At 67.0% G+C, this 22472-nt stretch carries 20 protein-coding genes; 17 read left to right on the forward strand and 3 right to left on the reverse strand.

The features are described 5' to 3' along the window. Nucleotides 1-5: 5 nt before the first annotated feature. Genes QN152_03900 through QN152_03910 form a run of 3 tightly spaced genes read left to right on the forward strand, consistent with a single transcriptional unit; the run spans nucleotide 6 to nucleotide 3090 of the window. Nucleotides 6-944: an ABC transporter permease gene (locus tag QN152_03900; GenBank protein ID MDR7538658.1), complete on the forward strand. Its 939-nt coding sequence runs from the start codon at nucleotides 6-8 to the stop codon at nucleotides 942-944. Beyond that, nucleotides 916-1809, forward strand: coding sequence for an ABC transporter permease (locus tag QN152_03905; GenBank protein MDR7538659.1), 894 nt, complete (start codon nucleotides 916-918; stop codon nucleotides 1807-1809). The genes QN152_03900 and QN152_03905 overlap by 29 nt, the downstream gene beginning before the upstream one ends. 21 nt (nucleotides 1810-1830) lie before the next feature. Continuing rightward, nucleotides 1831-3090, forward strand: a complete 1260-nt coding sequence (locus tag QN152_03910) for an ArgE/DapE family deacylase (protein ID MDR7538660.1) — start codon at nucleotides 1831-1833, stop codon at nucleotides 3088-3090. Nucleotides 3091-3110: 20 nt separating this feature from the next. Here the strand turns inward: QN152_03910 and QN152_03915 are convergent, their stop codons facing one another. Beyond that, the gene (locus QN152_03915) at nucleotides 3111-4097 is read right to left on the reverse strand and encodes a beta-ketoacyl-ACP synthase III (protein ID MDR7538661.1); all 987 of its coding nucleotides are present in this window, start codon (nucleotides 4095-4097) and stop codon (nucleotides 3111-3113) included. Nucleotides 4098-4341: 244 nt separating this feature from the next. Here QN152_03915 and QN152_03920 point away from each other — a divergent pair, with 244 nt between their 5' ends. Further along, nucleotides 4342-5163, forward strand: a complete 822-nt coding sequence (locus QN152_03920; GenBank protein MDR7538662.1) for a putative hydro-lyase — start codon at nucleotides 4342-4344, stop codon at nucleotides 5161-5163. Between the two features lie 58 nt (nucleotides 5164-5221). On the opposite strand, the gene QN152_03925 is transcribed toward QN152_03920, so the two are convergent. After that, a complete protein-coding gene (locus QN152_03925) occupies nucleotides 5222-6868 on the reverse strand; it encodes a hydantoinase B/oxoprolinase family protein (protein MDR7538663.1) in 1647 nt (548 codons plus the stop codon). Nucleotides 6869-6873: 5 nt separating this feature from the next. Then, a complete protein-coding gene (locus QN152_03930; protein MDR7538664.1) occupies nucleotides 6874-9006 on the reverse strand; it encodes a hydantoinase/oxoprolinase family protein in 2133 nt (710 codons plus the stop codon). A 142-nt stretch (nucleotides 9007-9148) separates the two neighbouring features. Here QN152_03930 and QN152_03935 point away from each other — a divergent pair, with 142 nt between their 5' ends. From QN152_03935 to QN152_03995, 13 genes are all read left to right on the forward strand, one after another. Then, nucleotides 9149-10429: an ABC transporter substrate-binding protein gene (locus QN152_03935; GenBank protein MDR7538665.1), complete on the forward strand. Its 1281-nt coding sequence runs from the start codon at nucleotides 9149-9151 to the stop codon at nucleotides 10427-10429. 15 nt (nucleotides 10430-10444) lie between these two features. Continuing rightward, nucleotides 10445-11302 (forward strand): branched-chain amino acid ABC transporter permease, encoded by an 858-nt coding sequence (locus QN152_03940; protein MDR7538666.1) that lies wholly within the window; start codon nucleotides 10445-10447, stop codon nucleotides 11300-11302. Next, nucleotides 11303-12301, forward strand: a complete 999-nt coding sequence (locus tag QN152_03945; protein ID MDR7538667.1) for a branched-chain amino acid ABC transporter permease — start codon at nucleotides 11303-11305, stop codon at nucleotides 12299-12301. It abuts the gene before it with no gap. Between the two features lie 9 nt (nucleotides 12302-12310). Beyond that, nucleotides 12311-13042, forward strand: coding sequence for an ABC transporter ATP-binding protein (locus QN152_03950; protein MDR7538668.1), 732 nt, complete (start codon nucleotides 12311-12313; stop codon nucleotides 13040-13042). Then, nucleotides 13029-13733 carry an ABC transporter ATP-binding protein gene (locus QN152_03955; protein ID MDR7538669.1) on the forward strand — a complete coding sequence of 235 codons (705 nt, stop codon included), beginning with the start codon at nucleotides 13029-13031 and terminating at the stop codon, nucleotides 13731-13733. Before QN152_03950 ends, QN152_03955 begins: the two co-directional genes overlap by 14 nt. An 82-nt stretch (nucleotides 13734-13815) precedes the next feature. Then, nucleotides 13816-14688, forward strand: coding sequence for an IclR family transcriptional regulator (locus QN152_03960; protein MDR7538670.1), 873 nt, complete (start codon nucleotides 13816-13818; stop codon nucleotides 14686-14688). Next, nucleotides 14685-16271, forward strand: a complete 1587-nt coding sequence (locus QN152_03965; GenBank protein MDR7538671.1) for an ABC transporter substrate-binding protein — start codon at nucleotides 14685-14687, stop codon at nucleotides 16269-16271. The genes QN152_03960 and QN152_03965 overlap by 4 nt, the downstream gene beginning before the upstream one ends. A 19-nt stretch (nucleotides 16272-16290) precedes the next feature. Then, on the forward strand, nucleotides 16291-17298 hold the full coding sequence (locus tag QN152_03970; protein ID MDR7538672.1) for an ABC transporter permease: 1008 nt from the start codon (nucleotides 16291-16293) through the stop codon (nucleotides 17296-17298). A gap of 34 nt (nucleotides 17299-17332) precedes the next feature. Beyond that, nucleotides 17333-18211: an ABC transporter permease gene (locus QN152_03975; GenBank protein ID MDR7538673.1), complete on the forward strand. Its 879-nt coding sequence runs from the start codon at nucleotides 17333-17335 to the stop codon at nucleotides 18209-18211. Nucleotides 18212-18217: 6 nt separating this feature from the next. Next, the gene (locus QN152_03980) at nucleotides 18218-19201 is read left to right on the forward strand and encodes an ABC transporter ATP-binding protein (protein ID MDR7538674.1); all 984 of its coding nucleotides are present in this window, start codon (nucleotides 18218-18220) and stop codon (nucleotides 19199-19201) included. Beyond that, nucleotides 19198-20253 carry an ABC transporter ATP-binding protein gene (locus QN152_03985; GenBank protein ID MDR7538675.1) on the forward strand — a complete coding sequence of 352 codons (1056 nt, stop codon included), beginning with the start codon at nucleotides 19198-19200 and terminating at the stop codon, nucleotides 20251-20253. Before QN152_03980 ends, QN152_03985 begins: the two co-directional genes overlap by 4 nt. Beyond that, nucleotides 20250-21314, forward strand: a complete 1065-nt coding sequence (locus QN152_03990) for a hypothetical protein (GenBank protein MDR7538676.1) — start codon at nucleotides 20250-20252, stop codon at nucleotides 21312-21314. The genes QN152_03985 and QN152_03990 overlap by 4 nt, the downstream gene beginning before the upstream one ends. A gap of 18 nt (nucleotides 21315-21332) precedes the next feature. Further along, the gene (locus QN152_03995; GenBank protein MDR7538677.1) at nucleotides 21333-22397 is read left to right on the forward strand and encodes a hypothetical protein; all 1065 of its coding nucleotides are present in this window, start codon (nucleotides 21333-21335) and stop codon (nucleotides 22395-22397) included. The last annotated feature ends 75 nt before the right edge of the window (nucleotides 22398-22472 follow it).

Genomic DNA, 22472 nt, shown 5'->3' on the forward strand with positions numbered 1-22472 from the left:
CGGAGATGATTCGCTACATCCTCCGCAGGTTGCTGGCGCTGATACCTGTGGTACTCGGGGTCACCCTCATCGTCTTCAGCCTGCTGCATCTGACGGGTGACCCCGTTCGCCTCCTCTTCGGACTGAATGTGCCGGAGGAGCTGGTCCAGCAACGTCGGAAGGAGCTGGGCCTGGATCGCCCCGTTCTCGTCCAGTATGTCCGGTGGCTGGCTCGCGCCGCGCGTGGAGACTTCGGATTGTCCATCACCACGGGGGACCGGGTGGCAGCCATGATCCGTCCCCGTATCTGGCCGACGCTGGAGCTGACGGTCCTGGCGCTTCTGGTGACGCTGGCGGTCAGCCTGCCGGCGGGAGTAATCTCGGCGATTCGCCGCAACACGGCTATGGACAATGTGTCCCGGCTGGCGGCTCTGTTTTGGGTCTCGATGCCCACCTTTTGGCTCGGTCTGCTGTTCATCTTGATCTTTGGAGTCTGGTTGGGCCTGCTCCCCATCTCCGGCCGCGCGGAGAATCCCTGGTCCTGGGAGGGGCTGCGCACGCACATCCTCCCCGTGCTTACCCTGGGATTGCCCCCGGCTGCGCTGTTCACTCGCCTAACCCGGTCCAGCATGCTGGAGGTCATCGGGGAGGAGTATGTGCGCACCGCGCGCAGCAAGGGGCTCGACGAGTGGAGCGTGATCGTGCACCATGCGTTGCGCAACGCCCTGATACCCATCTTGACGCTGGCAGGCCTGCGGCTGCCCTGGCTATTCGGCGGCGCCGTGATTACCGAAACCGTGTTCGCCTGGCCGGGCATGGGACGCCTACTGGTGGATTCCGTGCTCAAACGGGATTATCCGGTTGTTCAGGGCATCGTTATGTTCATGGCGGTTCTGGTGGTGCTGAGCAGTCTCATCGTCGATGTGCTCTACGCCTATGCGGACCCTCGCATACGATACGAGTAAGGTGGCGCCTCAGCCTGTACGCTCACCACTTCAGTGGTGGCTCAGGCGGATGGGACGTTCCCGCCTGACGGTCGCTGGGTTAGTCGTGGTCCTGGGCATTGTGATTGCGGCCCTCCTGGCACCCATCATCGCCCCTTATGATCCCGTTGCCCTGGACATCGAGGCACTGCTGGTACCGCCCGGAAGGGCGCACCCGCTCGGCACGGACGAGCTGGGGCGGGATATCCTTAGCCGCATCGTCTTCGGGGCTCGCTACGCTCTGCTCATCGGCGTGGCCGTGGTACTCATCGAGGCTGTGATCGGCATTGTGCTCGGCTCGTGCGCTGCCTATTTTGGTGGCTGGCTGGATGTGGTACTTATGCGCATTGTCGACATCATGCTGGCCGTGCCCACGTTAGTGCTGGCGCTGGCCATTGCTGGCGTTCTGGGCGGTGGGCTGGGGAACATGATCCTGGCTATCGGCGTCACGGGGTGGCGGGAGTTTGCGCGTCTGATGCGCGGCCAGGTGCTGGTCATCCGCACGTCGACCTACGTGGAGGCCGCCAGGGCGCTGGGGGGGCGTGATCTGCGGATCCTGGTGCGTCATATTCTGCCCAATGCCCTGGGCACCATCATCGTGTTCACGACGCTGGAGATGCCCACAGCGTTGCTCTGGGCTGCCTCCCTGAGCTTTCTGGGGCTGGGCGCGCAACCCCCCACCCCCGAGTGGGGCGCCATGGTGGCCGAAGGGCGGGGGTTCATCGGCCAGGCCTGGTGGGTGTCCACGTTTCCGGGCCTGGCCATCATGACCACGGTCCTCGGGTTCAACTTCCTGGGAGATGGGTTGCGCGACATGCTCGATCCGCGCACTGCCCGGATGGCGTAGGCCCGCCTGCGGAGCGGGTTGATGGGGACACCTGAAGATCTCCTGGCAGAGATTGCCTCTCGTGGCGATGAGGTCGTGGCACTGTGCCGCCGTCTGATTCAGGCCCCCACTGAGAATCCGCCCGGCGATGTGAGCGGGGCGGCTGCCCTCACTGCTGAGGCGCTGCGTAGCTGGGGGATCGATCCTGCGTGGCACGAGCCCTCACCGGGCCGCGTCTCCCTTGTGGCTGCCATAGGTCCACAGAGCGGGCGGACGCTGATCCTCAACGGGCATCTGGATGTGGTTCCTGCCGGGGATCCGAGCCGATGGACCCATCCGCCGTTCTCCGGGGATGTGCTCGATGGCTTTATCTGGGGACGTGGTTCTGTGGACATGAAGGGAGGTGTGGCCGCGCTGCTTGGCGCTGTACATGTCCTGACACGCGTGGATCTCCCCGGACGCATCATCCTGGTGCTGGTTGCCGACGAGGAAACTGGCGGTCGCTGGGGGACCCGGTGGTTGCTGGAACAAACCGGGCTGAGGGGGGATGGCTGCCTGATCGCAGAGCCATCAGGGCCTGAGGTGTCTACCATCGGTCAGCGCGGTGCCCTCTGGCTCCGCCTGCGAGCCTGCGGCACCCCGGCGCACGGCAGCTTGAGTCCCTATGTAGGAAGGAACGCCCTGGTCAGCATCATGGACGCCCTTCGGCCAGTGATGGACCTGGCTGGCCGCAGGGGGAACTGCCCGCCCGAACTTGCACCGATCCTCGCGGAGTCCAAGAGGTGGATGGCCTCGCATGTGGGCGAATCCGCAACCGCGGCACTCGACCACGTCACCGTGAACCTGGGCGTCCTGCGAGGGGGAACCAAGATCAACGTGGTCCCCGAGGAGGCCACCGCTGAGGTCGACATTCGCGTACCCTTGGGATGTTCAACGTCAGCCCTCCGAGCAGAGCTGACGGCAGCGCTTGAAGGAACCGGCGTGGAGGTGGAGACCCTGGACCTCGCCGAGCCTAACTTTACTCTGCCCGATGCGCATATCGCCGGGGCGCTGGCCGCCGGTGTCACCGAGATCCTGGGTAAACCCCCCGCCTTCCTCCTCCAATGGGCCACCAGTGACGCCCGCCACTTCCGCGCGGCGGGCATCCCTGTTGTCCAGTACGGCCCGTTCGGTCGGGGCATCCACGGCTACGACGAGGCTGTACCCGCTGACGAAGTCGTCCGCTGCGCGCAGGTCTATGCGGCGACCGCATGGGCCTTTCTCCGTTCCCGGGAGTTGCCGCAGGGTTCAGGTGGAAGGTGACCTAGTGGCCTGCCTGCAGGTCAGGTCCCCCAGGTCAGTACGCACGCACCCCAGGTGAACCCGCCGCCAAATGCCACCAGCACCACATGATCGCCCGCCTTCAGCCTCCCATCGCGGCGGGCTTCCCAAAGGGAGATGGGCACCGACGCTGCCGAGGTGTTGCCGTAGCGCTCGATGGTGCAGACGAATCGTTCCAGGGGCAGGTGCATGGCATGGGCCACCGCCTCGATGATCCGCTGGTTGGCCTGATGGGGGACGATCCACTCCACGTCGTCCAGGGTCAGGTGGGCCCGGCGGACGGCGGTCTCGATGGCCTGGGGCACCACCCGCACGGCGAGCTTGAACAGAAGCCGTCCGTCCATGCGCGGGTAGTGGAGTCGCCGCTCGATCACCTGGCGGCTGTAGGGCAGGCGGCTGCCGCCTCCGGGGAGCTTGAGGATGTCGCCCGCCGATCCGTCCGCGCCCAGCACCGTGGACAGCACGCCTCCGCCCTGGCGGGATGGCCCCAGCACCGCAGCGCCAGCCCCGTCACCCACCAGCACGCATAGCGTGCGGTCGGTCCAGTCCACCAGCTTGCTCAGGACTTCCGCGCCGACGACCAGCACGTACCGGGCGACGCCGGCACCAATGAGCGCCGTGGCGGTGGCCAGGCCGTAGATGAATCCGGAGCAGGCGGCGAGCAGGTCGGTTGCTGCGGCCTGCTTTGCCCCCAATCGCTCCTGCAGGATGCACGCCGTGGCGGGGAAGAGCATGTCCGGAGTAGTGGTGGCACAGATGATGAGGTCCAGCTCCTCCGGCCGAACGCCGGCGTCCGCCAGAGCGGCCCGGGAGGCGGGAAGCGCCAGGTCGGAGGCCGCCTGGTCCGGTTCGGCGATGTGACGCACCCGGATGCCGGTCCGTTCGACAATCCACTGGTCGGAGGTGTCGACCAGGCGGGCCACGTCGTCGTTGGTCATCTCCCGCTGCGGCACGTAGGTGCCCAGGCCCAGCACCGCCGCGCGGACCACAGACCGCGGTCGGTCCGTCGCCGGGGTACCGGTCAGTAGTCGCGGTGTTAGCTGACCAGACGCCATATCCCCCTCGATGGTTCCTCGTCGACCGCACCATCCCTGCTGCATGCCTGGAGCACTTTGGCCGCGGCGGGCCTCACGCCCGCCTTCGGTTCCGGCGGCGCTTCCCGGATGGTCCCACCGGGGAAAGACAGGCTGAGACGGGGGTGATCCGGGTGGGAGCGGCGAATCCAGCACTGCTGTGAGGGCAGGACCAGGAGGGACACCGGAGACGCCAGCGCCTGCTGCTGTTACACCTGCCCAGTGGCGGGAGCTCATCCGGCGTGGAGAGTGGACCAAACCCACGGCTGGTCTGGCCCCGGGTTATGCCCAGGCCAACCTGGTTGTACTCCCCAGGGCCCAGGCCTACGACTTCCTGGTCTTCTGTCAACGGAACCCCAAGCCCTGCCCCCTCCTGGAGGTCACAGACGCCGGGGATCCCCGCCCTCGGTACACTGCGCAGGGAGCAGACCTGCGTACCGATCTTCCCAGGTACCGGATCTACCAGCACGGAGTGCTTTCGGACGAAACGGGCGACCTGAGCGATCTATGGACCGAAGACCTCGTAGCCTTCCTGCTGGGATGCAGCTTCACCTTCGAGCATGCCATGATGCGTGCGGGCATCCCCGTACGCCACGTGGAGCAGGGAGTGAACGTCCCCATGTACGTCACGACGATTCCCTGCAGACCGTCCGGTCCCTTTGCCGGCCCCATGGTGGTCAGCATGCGTCCGGTTGCCGCTCACCTGGTCCCCAGGGCGGTGCAGGTGACGTCCCGCTATCCGCTGGCGCACGGAGGACCCCTTCATATCGGCGACCCGGAAGCCATTGGCATTCGGGATCTCCACAAGCCCGATTTCGGCGACCCGGTGCAGATACGCGCGGGGGAGGTCCCGGTGTTTTGGGCCTGCGGGGTGACCCCCCAGGCCGTCGCCCTTCATGCCCGCCTGGGCCTCCTCATCACGCACGCCCCCGGGCACATGTTCATCACGGACCTGCCGGATGAGGAGCTGGCCCTGGCGTAGGCCTGGGAGCAGTCAGGATCACTTGGTGATGGCAGTGTGTGGAGTCAGGAGAAGGGGCCTACTCCTCTGGGGGCGTGAGCTCGTTTAGCCGGTCTCGCTGGAGCGAGGCGAGGTCACGCTCGGCGGGATCGCCATAGCCGCCCCCGCCGGGAGTTCTGATGACCAGGGTATCGCCTGCCGAAAGGACGATGGTTCCCTTGCCCCGCAGCCGCTCCCACCGGCCATCTCCCCGACGCACCCAGTGGTCTCCCAATCCGCCGGGCCCACCGCCGGCCAGACCCCAGGGCGGGATGCGGGTGCGCTCCGCAAGGACGGAGACCGTGGCCGAGGGCGCCAGTAGCGTCCAGGACCGCTCAATGCCGCACCCGCCCCGCCATTTGCCCCGTCCCCCTGTCCCGGGTCGCAGCTCATACCGCTCGAACCGCACCGGGTAGTACTGTTCCATGGCCTCGACAGGAGTGTTGAGCGTGTTGGTCATATTGCAGTGGATCCCATCGACGCCGTCCCCTCCCGGCCTCCCACCCGAGCCTCCCCCGATGGTCTCGTAGTAGACCCAGACCCGCCCCCGACCCGGATCGTAGCCGCCCGCCATGACGTTGTTCATGCTGCCGTTGCTGGCGGCGGGGATGCGGTCCGGGATCGCTCTGGCCAGAGCCCGGAAGAGGACGTCGGCAATGCGCTGGGATGTCTCCAGATTCCCCCCGGCTACGGGTGCCGGCCGCTGCGGGTTCACCAGTGTGCCTTCCGGCGCGCTCACCGTGACGATTCGCAGGATCCCTTCGTTCATGGGAATGGATGGGTCCAGGATGCACTTGATGGCGAAGTAGACAGCAGAAAGCGTGACCCCGAACACCGCATTGAGAGGCGCGTCCACCTGGGGATCTGTCCCATTGAAGTCCACATGCACCTTCCCCCGGTCCACGGTGACGGCGACGCGGATCCAGGCGGGTTCCTGGCGAGTCCCCGTGTCCTCCAGACAGTCCTCCCCGCGGTAGACCCCCTGGGGCAGAGACGTCAGGTCCTGCCGGGCAAGGCGCTCGCTGTGGGCGATGATCGCCTCCCAGCTCGCCTGCACCACGTCGGTTCCGTACCGTCCCACCAGCTCAAGGATCCGGCGGGCTCCAAGGTTGTTGGCGGCGATCTGCGCACGCAGATCACCCATGGTGGTATCCGGAAGCCGTACGTTACTGCAGACAAGGGCCAGGACGTCGTGAGCCAGTTCGCCCCGCTGCAGCAGCTTCACCGGAGGGATGACCACGCCTTCCTGCAAGAGTTCAGACGCATCGCCGGTGATGCTCCCGGGAGCTCTACCTCCTACGTCCACGTGGTGGGCCTTATTGGCGCTGTAGGCAATGAGTTTTCCCTCGGCGAAGACCGGGGTGATCAGGGTGATGTCGTTAAGGTGCGTCCCGGCCAGGTGCGGGTCGTTGAGCATGATCACGTCACCGTCATCCAGGCGGATGCGTTCCCGGGCCAGGTGGGCCAGGACGTTCCTCACTCCCCAGGGCAATGACCCGAGATGCACGGGAATGTGCTCCGCCTGGGCGATGAGGTCTCCCCGGGCGTCGAACAGAGCGCAGGAGTGATCCATGCGCTCCTTGATATTGGGGGAGTATGCACTGTTCCGCAGCGCCACGCCCATCTCCTCCGTGGCGAATGTCAGCGCATTGCGCACCACCTCCACGGTGATGGGATCCACCCGCACGCCCTTCACCTCGTCCCCTGGTGGCCCGGCGCGCGCTGCAGGCGCAGGTTTCCTCCCTCGTCCACCGCGACCTTCCACCCCGGAGGGACCACGGTGGTGGCATCGTACTGCTCAATGATTGCCGGGCCCTCCACGTCCCGGGCAGGGTGGAAGAGCGGTCGCCAGTACACCGGGGTAGAGGCCCACCCGGTGGCCTCGAAGTACACGGGCCGCTCTGCCATCTGAGCGTCCCCTCGCGGCTGGAGGGAGGTCGGCGTGTGGGCCTGCGCAGGCCATAGCGCCGGCTTCTCGGTGATCCCCGTGGCGGTGAGCCTGAGGTTTACCACCTCCACCGGCTCGTTTTCCGCGGCGTATCCATAGACCTCCGCATGCCGCCGGTGGAAGGTCCGTGCCGCCGTGCGGAGGGCGTTGGTATCCAGCGCCGACCGGGCAGGGATGGTGATCTCATACGACTGGCCCAGGTAGCGGAGGTCCAGGTGCCGCTGCAGGAGCACTCGATCCTCCGGAATGCCCTCGCGCCGCAGCTGTGCGGCAGCGGCCCGTTCCAGCTCACGGAACGCCTTCTCCAGGACTGCGGGATCGGCCTGCGCCGCCAGGCAGATAGCGCTGCGAACGTAGTCGTGCTTGAAGTCGCTGACCACCAGGCCGAGGGCGGAGAACACCCCCGGGGCCGCCGGAATGACCACCTCCCGGACGCCCAGTTCCTCGGCCAGGAAGGCGGCGTGCATGGGCCCCGCGCCACCGAAAGCCACCAGCACCATGCTCCGGGGGTCGTACCCGCGCTCCAGGGACACCAGGCGGAGAGCCCGGACCATCTGGGTGTTGACGATCTGGAGCATGCCCGCGGCTGCCGCCACGGGGTCCAGCCCCAGGCGGTCGGCGATCTTCTCCCGCAGCACCTTCGCGGATAGGGATGGCACAACAGGCATCTCGCCACCGAGCAGCCCCTTCGGGTTCATCCTCCCCAGGAGCAGGTTGGCATCGGTGACCGTGGGATCTTCCCCTCCCAGACCGTAGCAGGCCGGGCCCGGGTAGGCGCCGGCACTCAGGGGCCCGCAGCGGAGTCCCCCTGCTGGGTCCAGCCAGGCGATCGTTCCTCCTCCCGCGCTGACCTCGGCCAGATCAATGAAGGGGAACCGGACGGGATATCCACTCCCCTTGACGATGCGGCCGCTATGCACCCTTCCCCCGACCTCGTACTCCGTCACCACCTGGGGAAGGCCACCGATGATCGCGCCGGCTTTGGCGGTGGTCCCCCCCATGTCGAAGCTGAGGATGGAGCTGGCTCCCAGCAGGGTGCCCAGGTGGGCGGAGGCCACTACCCCCGCTGCCGGGCCGGACTCGATGGTGGCCGCGGGCAGGGTGGCCGCTTCCTCTACAGTGGCCAGCCCGCCATTGGACTGCATGACGTGGATCGGGCAGGTCAGCCCGAGCTCCCCCGCCTTCTCCTTGAGGCGCCGCAGGTAGCTGGAGATCACAGGAATGAGCAAGGCATTGACCACCGTGGTGCTGGTGCGCTCGTACTCGCGGTACTCGGGGTTTACCTGGGATGAAATGACCACAGGAATGCGGGGCAGGTGTTCCTGCAGGATGCGCCTGGCCGCCACCTCGTGTGCCGGGTTGGCATAGGCGTGGAGGAAGCAGACGGCCACGGCCTCGATCCCTTCTTCCTGCATCCTCCCGGCGATCCGGCGCAGCTCCCCTTCATCCAGGGGAAGAACAACCTCACCCTGCGCATCCATCCTTTCGGGCACGGTGAACCGGTGTCGGCGTTCCACCAGGGGCGCAGGGCGCTTAAAGAAGAGGTCATAGAGGTCGGGCCGGCGCTGCCTGCCAATCTCCAGGACGTCGCGAAATCCCTGGGTGGTCACCAGCGCCCCCCTGGGCAGGCGGAGGCCCTTCTGCCCCAGCAGGAGGTTGGCGCCGATGGTGGATGCGTGGATGAGGACAGCAGAGGAGAGCACGGCCTCCCATGCCCTACCGGGGCCCGAGAGAAAACGCCGGATCGCTTCCATCACCCCTTCGGCCGGATCGGTGGGTGTGGAAGGGACCTTGATCAGGGATGTTTCGCCGGTGTGCTCGCGGAAAGCGACCAGATCCGTGAACGTTCCGCCGACGTCGACACCGATCCGTATCATGGAAGACGGTAGCTGGCAGGTCTGTAGCGAAGATGATTGTACAATATATGTAGTTCCCCATGCAGGAACGGCGGGGGACACGTCATGGGGTGAGGCGAAGCGAACGGACGGTCGGGATGAGTACGGGAAGGGGGGAAGCGGGATGAAAGCGATCTTCCGAGAGGGGTTTGGCCCTTTCCTGGCCATGTTCCTTCTGGGGTTGATGGTCTCGGTGCCACTGCGTGCCGGGCCTGCGGGAGAGGTTACGGTCGGCGCTGTCTACCCCCTCAGCGGTGCCCTGGCCTCCACGGCCAAGCTGTCCAGAGACGGCATCGAATTCGCCGTGGACATCATCAACAAACGCTACGATCTCGCCCTTCCCCTGGCCAGGAGCGAGGGGCTTCCCAACCTGGGTGGCGCTAAGATCCGGGTCATCTTCGGGGACACTCAGGGCTCGCCGGAGGTCGGGCGCGCGGAGACTGAGCGCCTGATCACCGGTGAAAAGGTTGTGGCCGTGGTGGGCGCATATCAGAGCGCCGTCACCGCCACAGCCAGCATGGCCGCCGAAAGGTTGAGCGTGCCCTTCCTCAACCCGGACTCCACCTCGCCTACGCTCATCCAGCGAGGGTTTGAGTGGTTCTTTCGGGCCACCCCTGACGACGACATCATGAGCAAGAACTTCTTCGACTTCCTCAAAGACCTGGAGACGAAGAAGGGCGTCAGGGTACGGACCGTGGCCCTGGTGTGTGAGAACACGTTGTGGGGGACCGACGTCTGCAAGTTCGAACGGAAGTACGCCAAGGACTACGGCTATGAGGTGGTTGCCGAGATGCTCTATCCGGCCCGCTCCACCGACCTGTCCAGCGAGGTGCAGCGCTTGAAGGCGGTCCGCCCCGACGTGGTCTTCATGGCCTCCTATATCTCTGACGCCATCCTCTACACCCAGACCATGCAGAAGCTGGACTTCAACACTCAGGCCATTCTGGCCATGGACGCCGGGCACGTGGATCCGGCTTACCTCAAGACGGTGGGCAAGAGCGGCAACTACGTCTTCAGCCGGGAAGTGTTCTCAGCCGACCTCGGGCAGCGCAAGCCTCTGGTGCGCCTGGTCAACGAAATGTTCAAGAAGCGCGCCGGTTACGACCTGGAAGGGACTTCTGCCCGGTCCTTCACGGCTATGTTCGTCCTGGCAGATGCCATCAACAGAGCGGCGTCGACTGAGCCTGCAGCCATCCGGAAGGCGTTGCGGGAGACCTACCTTTCCAGCGACAAGATCATCATGCCCTGGGGAGGGGTCCGGTTCGATGTTGCTACCGGACAGAACGTCCTGGGCCGCGGCATCATAGTGCAGATCCAGGACCTGAAATACTGGACCGTCTGGCCGTGGCACCTGGCCTCCCGGGACGTGATCTGGCCCATGCCCGCTTGGACACAGAGGAGGTAGCAGCGGGACGGCAGTGTGATCCTCCTCCAGGGCGTTGTCAACGGGGTCCTCCTGGGGCTGGTCTACGCCTTGATTGCGGCCGGCCTGAGCCTGATCTTCGGGCTCATGGAGATTGTCAACTTCGCCCATGGCCAGCACCTCATGCTGGCCATGTACGGAGCGTACTGGCTGGCTGTGTTGTACGGCGTGGATCCGCTGCTCTCCCTTCCTTTGTGGGCTTTCGCCCTCTTCCTGCTGGGCGTGGCCACGTACTGGCTGGTCATCGCTCGGGTGCTGCGCGCCCCAATGCTGGCGCAGATCTTCTCCACCTTCGGACTGGGGGTCTTCCTGCAGAGCCTGGCCCAATTCGTATGGTCTCCCGACTTTCGTCTGGTGCCCTCCCCTCTGGTGAAAGGACGGGTCGAGGCGTTCGGCCTGTTCGTAGGAATCCCGGAGCTGGTGGCCAGTATTGGTGCCGTGGTTGCTTTCTCCGTACTCTATCTCTTTGTCACGCGTACCGAGAGCGGCATGGCTCTCCAGGCTACCAGTGAGGACCGGGAGGCCGCGGCGCTGGTCGGCATCAACAGCCACCGCATGTTCGCTCTGGGGTGGGGGATGGGGCTGGCCTGCGTGGGCGTGGCGGGAGTACTCCTCAGCAACTTCTACTACATCTTCCCTGAGGTGGGGTTTCCTTTCGCTCTCATCGCGTACGTGGCCGTTGCCCTGGGAGGCTTCGGCAGCATTCCGGGCGCTTTCGTCGCGGGGATCATCATTGGCCTGACAGAAGTCCTGTCAGGACTCCTCATCGGTCCGGCGTACAAGTACCTGTTCGTGTTCCTGATCTACCTTGTCGTAGTGATCGTCCGACCTCAAGGACTTTTCGGGAGGTACTAGGTGGATAAGGGAGGGTCCAGGCCACCAGCCGACCCGGTTCCGTGGAAGGGCCTGTTGGCCTTCGTGGGAGTGGTGCTCCTGCTGGGATATCCTTTCGTCCTTACTGCTCCCTTCCCCCAGCACCTCATGATCCGCATCTTCCTCTTCGCCGCGCTGGCCCAGGCGTGGAATATCCTTGGCGGATACTGCGGCCAGATCTCCCTGGGACACGCGGTGTTCTTCGGGATCGGAGCGTACGCTTCGACCATGCTCCTGATCTACTGGCATCTCTCTCCCTGGCTGGGGATGCTGGCGGGGGTGGTTCTCTCCCTGGTCGCTACCTTAGTGATTGGCTACCCCACCTTTCGCCTTCGGGGGCACTACTTTGCCATTGCCACCATTGCCGTGGGAGAGATCGCCAGGGTGCTGGTGACCAACTGGCCTCTTGCCGGGGGCGCGGTGGGTCTCTATGTGCCCCTCCTGCGGGAGAGCCTGCGGACCTTCGAGTTCCACACCACCAAGGTTCCCTACTATTACATCAGCCTGCTCCTCTTCGTGGCGGTGACTGCCACCACAAGCTTCCTGGAGCACTCCCGTGCAGGCTACTACTTCCGGGCCATCAAGGCCGATCCCGACGCGGCCAGGAGCCTGGGCATTCCTATCCACCGCTACAAGCTTCTGGCCCTGGCTCTCAGCGCCGCCTTCACCGCCGTGGCCGGGTCCTTCTACGCCCAGTACGTCCTGTACATCGACCCTGAGAGTGTTCTCCCCCTGATGCTCTCGGTAATCATCTGTCTGGTAGCCGTGCTCGGTGGCGTGGGATCACTTTGGGGGCCTCTCTTGGGTGCCGTGGTGCTCATTCCCCTTTCCGAGGGCACGCGCGTCTACCTGGCCGGCATGGGGGGCGCGGGGAGAGCGTTCGACCTCATTGTCTATGGGGCGATGATCGTGCTGATGTCCGTCTTTGAGCCCACGGGCCTGGTGGGGCTGTGGCAGCGGGCACGGCGGGCCTGGAGGTGAGTGCTTGCGGTGACGGCCCTGCTTCGGGTGGATCATCTGAGCAAGCGGTTCGGTGGTCTGGTGGCCAATGACCGGATATCCCTGGAAGTTCACCAGGGCGAGATCCTGGGGCTGATTGGCCCCAACGGGGCGGGAAAGACCACACTGTTTCACTGCGTCTCCGGGTTCTACCCTCCGGACGGCGGAAAGATCTTCTTCCGGGACCAGAACATCACCGGGAAGTCTCCCGAGGAGATTGCCCGGATGGGGATCGCCCGTACGTTCCAGATCGTCCGCATCTTCAAGGAGCTCACCGTCCTGGACAACACCGTGGTAGGCGCACTGCTCCGAGCGAGCAGTGTGAGGGAGGCGAGGAACAAGGCAATCCGCGTCCTGGAGTTCACGGGTCTGGGGGACAAGACGGACGAGCCTGCGGCACACCTGACCATCGCCGACAAGAAGCGCCTGGAACTCAGCCGCGCCCTGGCCACGGATCCCGCGCTCCTCCTCCTGGACGAGGTCATGGCCGGGCTCAATCCCCAGGAGATCAAAGAGGCTGTGGACTTGATCCGTGCCATCCGGGCCAGGGGAGTGACTCTCTTCGTCGTGGAGCACGTGATGGAAGCCATTATGACCGTCTGCGACCGCATCGCCGTGCTGGACTACGGACGGAAGATCGCGGAGGGTCCGCCCGCCAGCATCGCTGCCAACGAGGACGTGATTAAAGCGTATCTGGGAGAGAGGTACCGTGCTGGAGGTTAAGGGCATCACCGTGGTCTACGACGACGTCCCGGCGGTGGTGGATGTGAGCTTCCACATCAGTGACGGGGAGATTGTCACCATCATCGGGGCCAACGGAGCGGGGAAGAGCACCATCCTCCGAGCAATCTCCAGCGTCCTTCGGCCCGTCACCGGGGAGATCTGGTTTGAGGGGCTGCGTATCGACAGGCTCCCTGCCAGCCAGCTCGTCCACATGGGCATCTCCCTGGTCCCTGAGGGGCGGCGCATCTTTGGCAGGCTGACTGTCCTGGACAACCTCATCCTGGGCGCCTATACGAGGCGGGACCGGGCGGTCAGAAGGGCCGCCCTGGACCGGATTTTCTCCCTCTTTCCGGTGCTCAGGGAACGCACGAACCAGCGCGCGGCCACTCTGTCCGGGGGCGAACAGCAGATGCTGGCCATTGCCCGCGCGCTGATGTCCGGGCCCAGGCTGCTCATGCTGGACGAGCCATCGCTGGGGCTGATGCCCAGGCTGACGGTCAGGATCCTCGAGGCCATTCAGGAGATCAACCGAGAAGGGGTGACGGTGCTCCTGGTGGAGCAGCGTGTGCGCGAAGCTCTGGAGATCGCCCACCGGGGATATGTACTCCAGACCGGGCGCATTGTTGCTGCGGGAACGGGTCCGCAGCTTCTGGCGACCGACCTGGTGCGGAAGGCCTACCTGGGATTGTAGAGCCCTGCGAGGCACGCCTTGGGCCGCAAGCCCGGCAACGGCAGGAATTGTCCTTACCGGGTGCGAAAGTCGGACTAGTCCCGTGGCAAGAACGTTGTTCCGCAGGGCGAAACAGGCCGGGCGCCGCCGCCGGGTCGCTGTCTCCCCCCTGCGGGCGGTGGACCGGGCGCTGCGGCTGCTCGATCTGATGGCCAATGGGTCGCCCCGGGTGGGCGTGAGCGAGCTGGCCCGGGCCACGGGGTGGAGCAAGGCCGTGGTCTTCCGCATGCTGCGCACCCTGGAGCTGCACGGCTACGTGGCCCGGGACGAGACGCGTCGCTACCTGCTGGGGACCAAACCCCTGGAGCTGGCGGGCGCGGTCCTGCGCCGTTCGGAGCTGCACCATGTGGCCCGTCCCGCGCTGCTGGCCCTGGCCGAGCGGACGGGCGAGTCCGTGGTCCTCACCGCGCCCACCCCCCGCGGAGCCATCTGCCTGGACACGGTGGACAGCCCGCAGCAGCTGCGGGCTAGCTTCCGCATCGGCCGGGTCATCCCCTGGCACGCCGGCGCGGCCGGGAAGCTGCACCTGGCCTACCTCCCGGCGCAGCAGGCTGACGGGATCCTGGCCCAGCCGCTGCGCCGCTTCACCGAGCGGACGATCACCGATCCCGGGCGGATCCGGGACGACCTGGCCCGCATCCGGGAGCAGGGCTACGCCTTTACCGTGGGGGAGCTGGACCCGGGCGTCGCCGCCATCTCCGTTCCCGTCCTGGACTGGCGCGGGGAGATGGTGGCGGCGGTCAGCCTGGGCGGCCCGGCATCGCGGTTCACGGAAGACCGGCTGCCCGCTCTCCTCCGGGAGGTGCAGCGGGCGGCCGAGGCCATTTCAGTCCGACTCCTGGGCGGCAGCTCCACTAGCGGAGGTGCCGGCCGGCAAAGGCAAGGGATCTCCCAGCGAAAGGAGGGAGGAGTGTGAAGCGGTTTGCAGGCGTGGTGTTGGTGTTGGCGGCGCTGCTGCTTGTGCCGGGGCGGGGGTTCTCCCAGGCTCCGGTGACGTTCACCTACATCGAGCAGCAGATCATCACCGCCAGCGATCCCGCGGCCGCCGTGGACGAGAGCAGTCTGATCGCGGCCATCAACCTCTACGACCCCCTGCTCTATCCCAATGTGGAGAAAGGGTCGATGGAGCCCCGGCCGCACGTGGCGGAGTCCTGGACCCTCTCGCCCGACGGCAAGGTCTACACCTTCAGGATACGTCGCGGGATCAAGTTCCACAGCGGCCGCGACCTCACCGCCGAGGACGTGGTCTTCTCCATGGAGCGCGCCCTGCGCATGAAGAAGGGATTCTCCTGGGTGTGGACGCCGGTCCTGGAGCCGGGACGGGTGCGGGCCGTGGACCCCTACACGGTGCGATTTGAGCTCAAGGATGCCTACGCGCCCTTCCTGGGTTCGCTGCTACTCTTCTTCATCCTGGACAAGGACCTGGTCATGCGCAACATCCGTCCGGGACCCTACGGCGAGTTCGGCGACTACGGGACCGCCTTCCTGGAGCGGGCCGACGCCGGCTCGGGCCCCTACCGAATGGAGCGCTTCGACCGGGCCACCGAGATGGTCATGGCCCGCTTCGACGGCTACTGGCGCGGGTGGAAGCCCAACCAGATCAGCCGCGTTTCCTTCAAGACGGTGACCGAGGAGGCGACGGTGAAGACCCTGCTGCTCTCGGGCCAGGCGGATATGGTGAACCAGTGGCTGACGGTGCAGGGTTTCCGGGAGCTGCGCCAGGCTCCGGGGATCGTGGTGAAGGAGGATCCCTCTGTCCAGCTCTTCCACCTGCAGATGAACACCAAGAAGCCCCCGCTGGACAACCTCAAGGTGCGGCAGGCCATCGTCCACGCCTTCGACTACGACACGGCCATCCAGCAAATCTTCGAGGGGGCGACTAAGGCCCGCGGCCCGGTCCCCGTGCGGGTGCCCGGGTGGAATTCCAAGCTGCCGGCGATGAGCCGCAACACGACCCGGGCGCGGCAGCTCCTGGCCGAGTCAGGAGTGCCCACCAGCGCCCTTTCCATTGAATACGCCTATGTGGTCACCCTGCCCCTGGAGCGGCAGATCGGGCTGCTGCTGAAGAGCAACCTGGAGCCACTGGGCTTCAAGGTGGAGATCCGCGGCGAGCCCTGGGCGCGCATCGTGGAGCTGGCCACCCGGGCCGAAACCACCCCCCACATCACCGCTATCTTCGACACCCTGAAGTACCCGCACGTGGACAGCCACACCTACGGAATGTACCACCCCTCCTGCTGGGGGACGTTCCGCTGCATGAGCTTCTACGAGAACCCGAAGGTGACCCAGGTCCTGGAGTCGGCGCGTCGGGCCACCAAGCCGGAGGAGCAGATGCGCCTCTACCAGGAGGCGCAGGCCATGATCGTGGCGGATGCGCCCAGCATCTATGTGGCCAATCCGCTGCACCGCATCGCTTTCCGGGACTACGTAAAGGGCTACCGCTACGTGGGGCTGCTGGGGTTTGACGTGGCCTACTACGACTTCACCATCGCCAGGTGAGCGGAGCTGCCGAACAGCCATGAGCTTTGGCACCTACCTGCTGCGGCGCCTGCTGCACATCATCCCCGCGCTGGTGGGGCTGTCCATCCTCATCTTTGTCCTCTCCCGGGTCATCCCCGGAGACCCCGCCCGGCTGGCGCTCGGCCCAGACGCCACCGCGGAGCAGGTGGAGCAGCTGCGCCGGGAGATGGGGCTGGACCGCCCGCTGGTGGCGCAGTACGTGCGCTACGTGGGCGGGCTCTTTCGGGGAGACTTCGGCTTCTCCCTGCGCACCCGGCGCAACGTGGCCCAGGACATCCGGGAGTTCCTCCCCGCCACCGTGGAGCTGACCACGGTGGCCATGATCATCGCCGTGGGGGTGGGGATGCCGCTGGGGGTGCTGGCGGCCGTGCACAAGGACCGCACCGCAGACCACATCAGCCGACTGCTGGCCCTGGGCGGAGTGGCCCTGCCGCGGTTCTGGGTGGCCATCCTCCTGCAGCTACTTTTCGCCTACTACCTGGGCATCCTCCCCACCATCGGCCGCGGGCCGGCCCCGCCGGTGCGCATCACCGGCCTGTTTCTGGTGGACAGCCTGCTCGCCCTGAACCTCCCCGCCTTCCTGGCGGCCCTGAAGCACCTCATCCTCCCGGCAGTGGCGCTCTCGCTGGGGTCGCTGGCGCAGATCGCCCGCCTGGTGCGGGCCAACATGATCGAGGAGATGCGCCGGGACTATGCCCTGGCCGCCCGCTCCTACGGCCTGCCCGAGCGCGTGATCATCTTCAAGTACGTCCTGAAGAATGCCTTCTCCTCGGCGCTGACGGTGATCGGTCTCTCCTACGGCTTCCTGCTGGGCAACGCCTTCCTGGTGGAAACGGTCTTCGCCTGGCCGGGGCTGGCCTTCTACGGGGTCGACTCCCTGCTCTTCAAGGACCTGAACGCCGTGGTCGGGGTGACCATCGTGGTGGGGGTGGCCTTCGCCTTGGTCAACCTCCTGGTGGATGTGGCCTACGGGTACCTCGACCCGCGCATCCGCTACGAGAGCTGAAGCCGTGGCCTGGGTGGCGGTGGCAGGTGGAGAGCTGCGGGCGACGCGCCGTGAGGAGTGGCGGCGCGCCTGGCACCGCTTCCGCAGTTCCACTCTCTCTCTGGTAGGGCTGGGGATCATTCTGCTCATGGGGCTGGCCGCCGCCCTGGCGCCGCTGGTCGCTCCCCACCCCGACCACGCCGGGGCCTTCGTCGACTTCGGGAACACCTTCCGCCCGCCCAGCCGGGCCTACCCCTTCGGCACCGACGATGTGGGGCGTGACATCCTCTCCCGCGTCATCTTCGGGGCGCGTATCTCCATGACGGTGGGGGTCATCGTGCTGGCCATCGCCCTGGTCATCGGGGTGACGCTGGGCCTCATCGCCGGCTACTGGACGGGGTGGTGGAGCAGCCTGATCATGCGGGTGACCGACGTCTTCCTGGCCATCCCCTCTATCGTCCTGGCCCTGGCCGTAGCGGCGGTGCTCAAGCCCACCCTGCTGAACGCCATGATCGCCATCGCCTTCACCTGGTGGCCCTGGTACACCCGGCTGGTCTACGGTGAGGTCCTCTCGGCGAAGCAAGAGGTGTACGTGGAGGCCAGCCGCTCCGTGGGGGCCAGCCCCTGGCGGGTGGCCTTCCAGGAGATCCTGCCCAACGTCTGGTCTCCGGTCATCGTCAAGCTCACCCTGGACATGGGGTTCGTCATCCTGGTGGAGACGGGGCTCAGCTTCCTGGGCCTGGGGGCTCAGCCGCCGACGCCGGCCTGGGGCACCATGATCGCCGAGGGGCGCATCTACATGCCCGGGTACTGGTGGATGGCCACCTTTCCCGGACTGGCCATCTTCGTGGCCGTCCTGGGCTTCAACCTCCTGGGGGACGGGCTGCGGGACGTCTTCGACGTGCAGATCGAGCAGTGGCGCGGCGGCGCGTGATCCCCGGTGGAACCGCTCCTTGAGGTCAGGGACCTGGTCATCGACTTCCACCTCTTCGAGGGGCGGGCCCGGGTGATCAACGGGGTCGACCTGACCATCGGCCGCGGGGAGAGCGTGGCCCTGGTGGGCGAGACGGGCTGCGGCAAGTCCATCACGGCGCGGGCAATCCTGGGCCTGCTCCCGCCCAACGCCCGGGTGGCTGCGGGACGCATCATCTTTGCCGGGCGCCCGCTGCTCGGCCTGCGGGAAGAGGAGCTGCGGCAGATTCGGGGGCGGCGCATCGCCATGATCTTCCAGGATCCGTCCACGGCGTTGAATCCGGTCTTCACGGTGGGCGAGCAGCTGCTGGACGTCCTCCGCTACCGGGATGGGACCGCCCCCGCGCGCCACCTGCGCGGGGAGGCGCGCGCCCGCTGCCTGGAGATGCTGCGGCTGGTGCGCATCCCCGACCCGGCAGGCACCCTGCAGCGCTACCCGGCGGAGCTCTCAGGGGGCATGCGGCAGCGGGTGCTCATCGCTCTGGCCCTGATCCAGGAGCCGGAGCTGGTCATCGCCGACGAGCCGGGGACGGCGCTGGACGTCTCCATTCAGGACCAGATCCTGCAGGAGCTGCGGGAGCTGGTGCGCACCCGCGAGGTCTCCATGCTCTACATCACCCACAACCTGGGTGTGGCCCGCATGGTCTCCGACCGGATCTACGTCATGTACGCCGGGGAGATCGTCGAAGCCGCCGCCACCCGCGACCTCTTCGCCCGCCAGCTCCACCCCTACGCCCAGGGGCTGCTGGCGGCGATTCCCCGACTGACGGGGTCCATCGGCGAAGGCATCGAGGGGCGGATTCCCGACTACGTCGCCCCGCCCCCGGCCTGCCGCTTCGAGCCGCGCTGTCCGTTCCGCATGCCGGTCTGCCGCGAGATTCGGCCGCGCCTGGTTCAGGTCGTGCCGGGGCGGTGGGTGGCCTGTCACCTGCACCCGGGGGCCCCCGCGTGAAGGACGCCGTCCTGCTGCAGGCGGAAGGGGTGAGCAAGGTCTTTCCCCTGACCGTGGGCCTGCTGCGCCGCCGTGTGGGCGAGGTGCGTGCCGTGGACGGGGTTTCCCTGACCATCCGCGCGGGGGAGACTCTGGCCCTGGTCGGCGAGTCCGGTTCGGGGAAGACCACGTTGGGCAAGGTGCTCATCCGGCTGCTGCCGCCCACGGCGGGCGTGATCCGTTTCGCCGGAGTGGACCTCACCCGCCTCCCCGAGTGGGCCCTGCGCCCGGTGCGCCGCCAGATGCAGATCGTCTTCCAGGACCCGGCATCCTCCCTGAACCCCCGGCGGCGGGTGAAGGACATCATCGCCGCGCCGCTGGAAGTGCACGGCATCGGCACCCCGCGCTCACGGATGCGCCGCGTGGCCGAGCTGCTGGAGCGGGTGGAGCTGCCTCCGGGGGAGTTCATGTTCCGCTACCCCCACGCGCTCTCCGGCGGCCAGCGGCAGCGGGTGGCCATCGCCCGCGCCCTGGCCCTGGAGCCGAAGTTCCTGGTGCTGGACGAGCCCACCTCCGCCCTGGACGTCTCGGTGCAGGCCAAGATCGTGGGGCTGCTGCGGCGGCTGCAGCGCGACCTCTCCCTGACCTACCTCTTCATCTCCCACGACCTGAGCCTGGTGCGCAACGTGGCTGATGTCATCGCTGTGATGTACCTGGGCAGGGTGGTGGAGCTGGCTCCCACGGCGGAGCTGTTCCGCGCCCCCAGCCACCCCTACACGCGGGCGCTCCTCTCCACCATCCCGGTGGTGGACGACGCCGAGCAGGCTCTGGTGCCGGAGCGGATCACTCTCAGCGGGGAGATCCCCAGCGCGGCCCGCGTCCCCCCGGGGTGCGCCTTTCACCCGCGTTGTTACGCGCGGGTGGCCGGGTGCGACCGCATTCTCCCCCGACTGGTGGAGACGGCGCCCGGCCACCAGGTGCGCTGCATCCTCTACGATCCCGCCTGCGGCGCCCCGGGGCTGCCCCGGGCGGTGGCGGCGATCGCGGAAAGGAGGAGTGAGGGAAGGCCATGAGCTGGATCGACCGGGAGGCGATTCTCCCGGGTACCCTGGAGATGTTCCGGACGAACCTGGGCGTGCGGCCGGGGGAGCGCATCCTGGTACTGGCGGACGTGCCTACGTCGGCGCAGTGGGTGCAGTTTGTCCCCGGGGACCTGGAGGTCATGCTCCGCCGCGCCGTCCTGGCCCGCCTGATGGCCGACCTGGCGCGGGAGCACCTCCCGCAGTGCGCGGTGACGTTTGCCACCTATCCCTCCACGGGACGCAACGCGGTGGAGCCTCCCCCGGAGACCGCCCGGCAGATGCTTCAGGCCGACGTGCTGCTGCTTGTGACTTCCTTCTCCCTCAGCCACACCGACGCCCGGGAGGAGGCCTGCCGTCGCGGGGCCCGCGCGGCCAGCATGCCGCGCTTCCTCCCGGAGATGCTCTATCCCGGCGGTCCCATGGCCACCGACTACGCGGCCATCGCTGCGGCCACGGAGAAGCTGGCGACGCTTATTACAGCGGCGCGGCAGGTGCGCATCACCACTCCTGCGGGGACCGCCATCACCTTCAGCGTGGAAGGCCGCGAGGGCCGAGCGGACCACGGGCTGTACACACAGCCCGGACAGTGGGGAAACCTGCCCGCGGGGGAGGCATACTGCGCGCTGCGCGAGGGGACCGCGGAGGGCACCATCGCCGTGGAGCCGGGGTGGCACGCCAGGCTGGCAGAGCCCATGCTGTTGCACTTCCGCGGCGGGGAGCTGGTAGGAATCGACGGGGGAGGTGCGGTGGGGGCGGAGATCGCCGAGATCGCCGACCTGGAGCGGCGTGACCCGCAGACTCGGCCGCGCCGCCTGCTGGGCGAGCTGGGGATCGGCACCAACCCCAACGCCCGGCGTACGGACATCACGGTGGAGGCGGAGAAGATCAAGGGGACGGTGCACCTGGCCATCGGCGACAACAGCCACATGGGCGGTACGGTCGTAGCCGACTACCACCAGGACTTCGTCCTGCCCCGCCCCGACGTCTGGTTCGACGGGGTGCCCATGATCGTCGGCGGCCGCTGGGTCCACCCGGCGCTGGAAGGCCTGTAGGCAGGAGGAGGCACACGCATGGAGTTCGTCCTGGGCACGGAAGCCCTGAGAGACTATCTCTCCTTCGAGCTGGCGGCGGCAGCCCAGAAGCTGGTCCGGGAGGTGATGCTGGTCAGGCCCGGGGAGCACGTGGCCATCACCGCAGACACCAGCAGCGACGGGCGGGTGGTGGAGGCCACAGCGAAGGCGGCCTACGCCGCCGGCACCCGCCCGGTGGTGCTCTGGTACCAGACCACGCTGGGCAGCGGGGTAGAGCCGCCGCGTCCTGTGGCTGCCGCCATCGCCGACTGCGACGTCTGGATCGAGTACGCCGTAGGCTACACCCTTTACTCGGACGCCTTCCGCCGGGCCATGGACCGGGGAGTGCGTTACATCTGCCTCTCCGGGATGGATGCGGAGATGATGGTGCGGACCATCGGCCGGGTGGACTACCCCAAGCTGGTGGCCATGGGAGAAAGGCTGCGCGCCCTGATGGCGGGAGCCCGCAAGGTGCACGTGACCACGCCGGCGGGTACGGACCTGGAGGCGGACAACGGCGGGCGCTTCGTCCGCCACTCCGGCAAGCTGGCCGACAGCCCGGGCGAGCCCATCATGCTGGGGGGACAGATCTCCTGGAGCCCCCTGGAGGAGAGCATCAACGGCCGGTTGGTCTTCGACGCCTGCATCTGGCCTCCCGCGGAGGTGGGGCTGCTGCGCTCCCCGGTAGCCCTGACAGTGGAGGCGGGGGTGATCACGCGGATCGAGGGCGGCAGCGAGGCCCGTACCTACGAGCGCTGGCTGGCCTCTTTCGGGGACCCCAACATGTACCGCGTGGCCCACTATTCCCTGGGGTTCAACCCCGGGGTGACCAGGCCGACGGGCCGCATAGTTGAGGATGAGCGGCTCTTCGGCTGCTTCAACGTGGGAATCGGCACCCAGGGACCGCAGCTGCGAGCGGTGGGGTGGAAGGCGGCTGCCCACACCGACGGCGTCGCCCTCAATCCCACCATCCACCTGGACGGCGAGCCGCTGGAGGTGGAGGGACGCTACGTCCACCCGGAGATAGCCGCCGCCTGCCGGGACATGGGCGTCCCGGGCTACTAGAGCATGTCCGTGGATTTTCGACCGGTTGGGTCCGGGTTCCCCGGAAATTCGGCTCAGCGAATTTCTGGAGTGGCC

It is taken from the genome of Armatimonadota bacterium (assembly GCA_031459715.1).
GTDB lineage: Bacteria > Sysuimicrobiota > Sysuimicrobiia > Sysuimicrobiales > Humicultoraceae > Humicultor > Humicultor tengchongensis.

Excerpts from the sequence above, each read along its gene's own strand:
- QN152_03930 (MDR7538664.1), bottom strand. The coding sequence starts at position 9,006 with ATGATACGGATCGGTGTCGACGTCGGCGGAACGTTCACGGATCTGGTC.
- QN152_03910 (MDR7538660.1), top strand. The coding sequence starts at position 1,831 with ATGGGGACACCTGAAGATCTCCTGGCAGAGATTGCCTCTCGTGGCGAT.
- QN152_03990 (MDR7538676.1), top strand. The coding sequence starts at position 20,250 with ATGAGCTGGATCGACCGGGAGGCGATTCTCCCGGGTACCCTGGAGATG.
- QN152_03900 (MDR7538658.1), top strand. The coding sequence starts at position 6 with ATGATTCGCTACATCCTCCGCAGGTTGCTGGCGCTGATACCTGTGGTA.
- QN152_03970 (MDR7538672.1), top strand. The coding sequence starts at position 16,291 with ATGAGCTTTGGCACCTACCTGCTGCGGCGCCTGCTGCACATCATCCCC.
- QN152_03995 (MDR7538677.1), top strand. The coding sequence starts at position 21,333 with ATGGAGTTCGTCCTGGGCACGGAAGCCCTGAGAGACTATCTCTCCTTC.
- QN152_03935 (MDR7538665.1), top strand. The coding sequence starts at position 9,149 with ATGAAAGCGATCTTCCGAGAGGGGTTTGGCCCTTTCCTGGCCATGTTC.
- QN152_03905 (MDR7538659.1), top strand. The coding sequence starts at position 916 with ATGCGGACCCTCGCATACGATACGAGTAAGGTGGCGCCTCAGCCTGTA.